This window comes from Paucilactobacillus nenjiangensis, assembly GCF_005405445.1.
Taxonomy (GTDB): Bacteria; Bacillota; Bacilli; order Lactobacillales; family Lactobacillaceae; genus Paucilactobacillus; species Paucilactobacillus nenjiangensis.
Genome location: NZ_BJEB01000085.1, coordinates 1 through 5,358, shown reverse-complemented (window position 1 = coordinate 5,358; position 5,358 = coordinate 1). Strand labels below are relative to the sequence as shown.

7 protein-coding genes are annotated in these 5,358 nt (G+C 38.6%); 6 read left to right on the top strand and 1 reads right to left on the bottom strand.

Translation table 11 applies throughout. The annotated features are described in order from the left end of the window. Window positions 1–249: 249 nt before the first annotated feature. A complete protein-coding gene (locus tag FFM59_RS09525; protein ID WP_137602804.1) occupies window positions 250–1,488 on the bottom strand; it encodes a transposase in 1,239 nt (412 codons plus the stop codon). Between the two features lie 319 nt (window positions 1,489–1,807). On the opposite strand from FFM59_RS09525, the gene rpsF reads away from it, so the two are divergent. The 6 genes from rpsF (at window position 1,808) to FFM59_RS09495 (ending at window position 5,110) form a co-directional block, all read left to right on the top strand. Then, window positions 1,808–2,104: a 30S ribosomal protein S6 gene (gene rpsF, locus FFM59_RS09520; protein WP_137602803.1), complete on the top strand. Its 297-nt coding sequence runs from the start codon at window positions 1,808–1,810 to the stop codon at window positions 2,102–2,104. Window positions 2,105–2,144: 40 nt separating this feature from the next. Further along, window positions 2,145–2,666, top strand: a complete 522-nt coding sequence (ssb, locus tag FFM59_RS09515) for a single-stranded DNA-binding protein (RefSeq protein ID WP_137602802.1) — start codon at window positions 2,145–2,147, stop codon at window positions 2,664–2,666. A gap of 27 nt (window positions 2,667–2,693) precedes the next feature. Then, a complete protein-coding gene (gene rpsR / locus FFM59_RS09510) occupies window positions 2,694–2,936 on the top strand; it encodes a 30S ribosomal protein S18 (RefSeq protein WP_137602801.1) in 243 nt (80 codons plus the stop codon). Between the two features lie 140 nt (window positions 2,937–3,076). Continuing rightward, window positions 3,077–3,403 carry a type II toxin-antitoxin system antitoxin gene (locus FFM59_RS09505; protein ID WP_137602800.1) on the top strand — a complete coding sequence of 109 codons (327 nt, stop codon included), beginning with the start codon at window positions 3,077–3,079 and terminating at the stop codon, window positions 3,401–3,403. Between the two features lie 10 nt (window positions 3,404–3,413). Further along, a complete protein-coding gene (locus FFM59_RS09500; protein ID WP_137602799.1) occupies window positions 3,414–4,238 on the top strand; it encodes an SPFH domain-containing protein in 825 nt (274 codons plus the stop codon). Between the two features lie 107 nt (window positions 4,239–4,345). Continuing rightward, on the top strand, window positions 4,346–5,110 hold the full coding sequence (locus FFM59_RS09495) for an IclR family transcriptional regulator (RefSeq protein WP_137602798.1): 765 nt from the start codon (window positions 4,346–4,348) through the stop codon (window positions 5,108–5,110). Window positions 5,111–5,358: the final 248 nt, after the last annotated feature.

Here is a 5,358-nt window from a genome sequence, read left to right as displayed (position 1 = left end):
TTTACTTGATAATAGAAAATGGCACCAGTATAAATTCACAAAGTGAATCTCTATCAGTACCAAATATTGTAGAACCGGTTTTTTGGTCTTTATGTTTGAGTTTACCCATTTTACAATGTCCACCTTGCAGTTCCAGGCAGTTGCTCTTGAAATAGCTGGTATTAATTGCGCTTGCTAGTTTCTAGCGTTCAGAGCGCACACTAAATTGAACGTCCATTTCTGCACGCTTAAACCATTTAGGATTAACTGCTAAATTGCCAAACGTAATTGGCCCGGATTACGACGATGCTCGATGTGTTTGTAATGTCGAACTCCGACCAAATCATCCTTGAGTATCGCTGTTAACCCCCGGATATAGCGATACAACTGGAATTTAACATTTTCACGCAAACATCGTGCCCGCTGATATATTATCTCGTTTAATAGGGGCGCGGCTTCAATCCTCATCGCGTGGTGGCCTAGCAAATACGTAATTAGCCGGTGAATTAACCGAATAGAATTCAGCGTAAGCGTCCGTACTTTCTCTAAGCCGTATTCCTGCTTCTGGACGCGGAACAGTTCTTCGATGCGCCAACGGGTGATGTACCCTTTCACAATCTGCAAAACATCCGCCTTACTGCTTATCGTCTTGTTCGTGAGCAGCTTCATCGGCTTCTTGCCGTAGCCATAAACAATCACCATATAGAATGATTGCTTTGGAAAACTTGGTAAAGTAACTTTGAGGTGACTTATTTTCAGGTGATAGTTTTTGCCCTTTATCTGGCTATCAAATGCAATTTTACCTTTGTGGCGCTGGGCCAATTCAGGCACCTTGTAGGCCTTTCCCTGGCTCTTAATCCAACGTTTGTCGGTGAGACGCATGATAAAATCGGTTTCCTCAGTGCTCAAGAAGGTGATTATATCGTTAGCGTCATATCCGCGGTCTATCACAACCGTGTAGCGCTTGTTATTGAACAAACGCTTAACCCTATTTAAGCCCTTATAAGTTTCAACATTGGCACTGACAAAGTCAGTTTCCTCTGCCGAAAACAAATGTGAATAAATTGGAATGGGGTGCTTCGTCTTTGGGGAAGCAATTGTGATGTTGGTCGTGAGATAGCCTTTTTCAGTTCCACCCTTTGAGCCGTCATGGACACGTGCCAATCCCTCAAATTGTTCACCGTAAGGCTTTGTAATATCTGAATTGTCGACCATAACCAACATATCGTCCTCAACTTGGGATTGAACTAGGTCCAAGTAGTTCTGATCCAGCTTGATAAAGTCATTAAAGCTGGCGGCGTTGCGGCTTAGGCGCTTAATGGTAGCACTCAGGGGAACTTCTTCGCCCAGCGAACGACTAATGTCAGATAAGATCGGTGAAGCACCTTTAGCAACTCCATAAACCATGTCCAGAATAAACTTGGCCACCGGTTTGGAAAGACCTTTCGTCAGCTGATTCGAAAATTTTACGATTTCTCGTTTTGATTGGAAGATTACGGATGAATTCATGTTAAAATTACCTTGCCCTTTCTTGTGTTAGCTTTGTTTTTTGGTGACTCAACTTTAACACAAAGTTGGGGCTTTTTTAGTTAATTCGGAGTATCAAAACAGCGGTCCAATCACGTTTGGAAAACGTGATTGGACCGTTTGCTTTTTTGCCTTTAGTTGTTCTCTAGATTTTGGGTAAACTCAAATCTTTATGTCCTTGTTTTATTTTTAGTAGCATGCTATAATTTTTGTTTGTGAGTATACGTTTTTTACGTTTTACTTTCCTTGTTCCACTCAATTGGAAGTGGGACCAATAGTCCATAAGGAGGTGTAACAGTCAATGGAAGCAACGCGTTATGAAATTACGTACATCGTTCGTCCTGATCTTGATGATGCAGCTAAAACTGCCCTTGTTGAACGTTTTGACAAGATCGTCACAGACGATGGTGCTACTATCGTTGATTCAAAAGACTGGTCTACTCGTCGATTTGCATACGAAATCGCAAATTATAATGAAGGTACTTACCACATTATCAATTTGACAGCAAATGACGACAAAGCTTTAAACGAATTCGATCGTTTAGCTAAGATCAGCGAAGATATTCTTCGTCACATGATTATTAAACGTGAAGACTAATATCCAGTAGAAAGATAACTTTAGAAGGGAGTATTTAGCTATGATTAATCGTGCAGTACTTGTTGGACGTTTAACTAGAGATACTGAGTTGCGATACACAACTAGTGGAACAGCAGTGGGAACTTTCTCACTCGCAGTTAACCGTCAGTTCACTAACCAAGCTGGTGAACGTGAAGCTGACTTCATTAACTGTGTAATTTGGAGAAAATCTGCAGAGAATTTCTCTAATTTCACACACAAGGGATCTTTAGTTGGTATCGAAGGACGGATTCAAACCCGTAACTACGAAAACCAACAGGGACAACGGGTTTATGTTACTGAAGTAGTTGTTGAAAACTTCTCACTTCTTGAACCTCGTTCACAAAATCAAAACTCTGCCCAAACCGGCAATTCAAGTTTTGACAATCATGCATCAAATACCCCCCAGGGTGCGTCAACTAATGATAATCCGTTTGGTTCACCAAGCAGCACTGGTAACAAAGATTCTAGTGCGGCAGCTAACGATCCATTCGCTAGCAATGGCCAATCAATCGACATTTCTGATGATGACCTACCATTTTAATTACTTTAGAATGAGGAGGGAACTTCAATGGCTCAACAACAAAGAAGAGGTGGCGCCCGTCGCCGTCGCAAGGTAGATTTTATTGCTGCCAATCATATCGAATACATCGATTACAAAGACACTGATTTGCTCAAGCGTTTCATTTCTGAACGCGGTAAGATTTTGCCACGTCGTGTTTCTGGCGTTAGCGCTAAGAACCAACGTCGTTTGACTCAAGCAATCAAACGTTCACGTATCATGGGATTATTACCATTCGTTGCAGAAGACTAATAATCAAACCAATAACTAGTCCATTTGGATTAGTTATTTTTTTTGTTTTTTTTCCTTACATATAAGATAATTTGCCTTTTTGATATCAATATAATATCATTATTGTAATATCAGATTGATATCAGAAAGGATGATGTTAGTTGACCGAAGACAAAAAGAAGTTTTTATTACGGCTCGATCAAGATCTGTATGATCGGTTAGCACAAGATGCACAACAAAAAAATCGCAGTATCAATGCTCATATTGAACATATTTTAGAAGAATCTGTTCGTGGAAAAAGTTTTGAACATCGACAAATAACGGGTCAAGTTGTGAATGGCAAAGATATTAGTTTGGACACCGGGTTAGTTCAAGTTTCAGGAATCTATTATCGCTATTTAACCAGTGACAACTCAATTGCAGAAAAAGCTGCACAGTATGCAATTGTGGACGCTGTTGGCAACATCTTAACGTTACGGAAAATATAGGAGGGCTATCATGCCATTTGGATTGAAAATTGTACCGCAAAATAATCAGGGTTTAGTTGAAACATTAGGAAAATACCGGCGAAGCGTTGAATCAGGGTTACATTTGTATATTCCCATGATTCAAAAAATTAGAAAAGTAAGTTTAGCTATGGAACCACTGTCACTACCAAACTATTCAATTATTACTAAGGATAATGCAGACGTATCAGCCAGTGTCACGTTGAACTTTCATGTGACAGATGGCGTGAAATATCAGTATGAGAATACCGACTCAGTTGAATCGATGGCACAATTAGTGCGAGGCCATTTACGTGATATTATTGGCCGTATGGACTTGAATGAAGCTTTAGGGTCAACTGCTAAGATTAATCAAGAACTGGCCTTAGCAATTGGTGATTTAACGAATACGTATGGTATTAATGTTGATCGAATCAATATTGATGAATTGACTCCTTCCAAAGCAATTCAAGAAGCAATGGATAAACAATTGACGGCGGATCGTGAACGGGTGGCAACAATTGCTAAAGCTGAGGGTGAGGCTAAGTCAATTGAACTGACAACCAAGGCAAAAAATGATGCACTAATGGCGACGGCTAAGGCAGAAGCTGATGCAACTCAGACACGTGCGGATGCAGAAAAATATCGGATTGATACGATTCAATCGGGACTTAGTCACGCTGATGAAAAATATTTTCAAAATCAGTCGATTAATGCCTTTTCTGATTTAGCCAAGTCACCCACGAATTTGGTGGTTGCACCTACAGATAATGCCAGTGAATTTGGAAAGTTACCAGTTATTGGTAAATTATTGGGCGAAGGCATTAAAAAAGCCTAAATTTAGCTTAAAGGTTATGAAATAAACCAACTATTATATCTAGAACGTTGCGTAAATTGCAAAAAAACGATACAATATTTCTATATAGGAAATTTATGGAGAATAATATGGCTGAACAAAAAGAAGAAGTTTTTTACGGTACGGTATTAATTAAAGCGAAAGAAATTATGGATTTTATTTTGGAGTCTCGGGTATCTCCAACACTAAAAGAAATTAGTGAAAATGTTGATATGACCAAATCAACAGTACTTAAAATCTTAAAGACACTGGAACACTGTGGCTATGTACGACGGACTGAGGACGCAAAACAATACTACCTTGGTACGATGTTTTTAGCTTACGCACAAAAAGTTAATCATACATTTGATATTCGTCAAATTACGATGCCACATTTGGCAACGTTAGTGAGTGAAATAGAAGAAACTGTTAATCTTGGAATCGTTGAAAATCAACAGATTACTTTGCTAGATAAAATTGAAAGTAATTCGACCGTGTATCTTGTTGCCAGAGTTGGTGGTCAAATGCACATGTACTCCTCATCCATGGGAAAGGCAATTCTAGCAGAATACTCAGATGATGAGATCTCTAGGTATGTATCAGCCACCTCTTTTGAAAAGCTAACCCCAAACACGATGACCGATATCAGTTCGTTAATTGAAGATGTTGGTAAGGTGAAAAAAAGAGGTTATGCCTTTGATAATGAAGAGAATCAACCAGATATTTTTTGTGTTGGCTTTTCATTGTGCAAGAATAACCATATTTATGGTGCCTTTAGTGTTAGTATGCCAAAGTATCGTGCAAGTGAAGAAAAGATTGCTAATATCATTGAAGAGGGCAAAAAGATACAAGCCAAAATATTAAGTGAGCTTTAGTAATGACAGTGAATTACTTGTATTTTATGGATAATCCTTTATAATAAAATAGTAAAAAACATTTTTAGAAATTTGATTTCTTATAAAGAAATATACTAATTCGTTAAATCGAAAGGAAGGAATAAATCATGTAAAAAGCAGATATTCTTGGTCGTATTGAAGATGCTGGTGCCTGAATTATTCATAGTTCATAAAAATCCCGTCAGTTTTCGTATTTTTTCGAAAACTGACGGGTATGTCTTTATCTT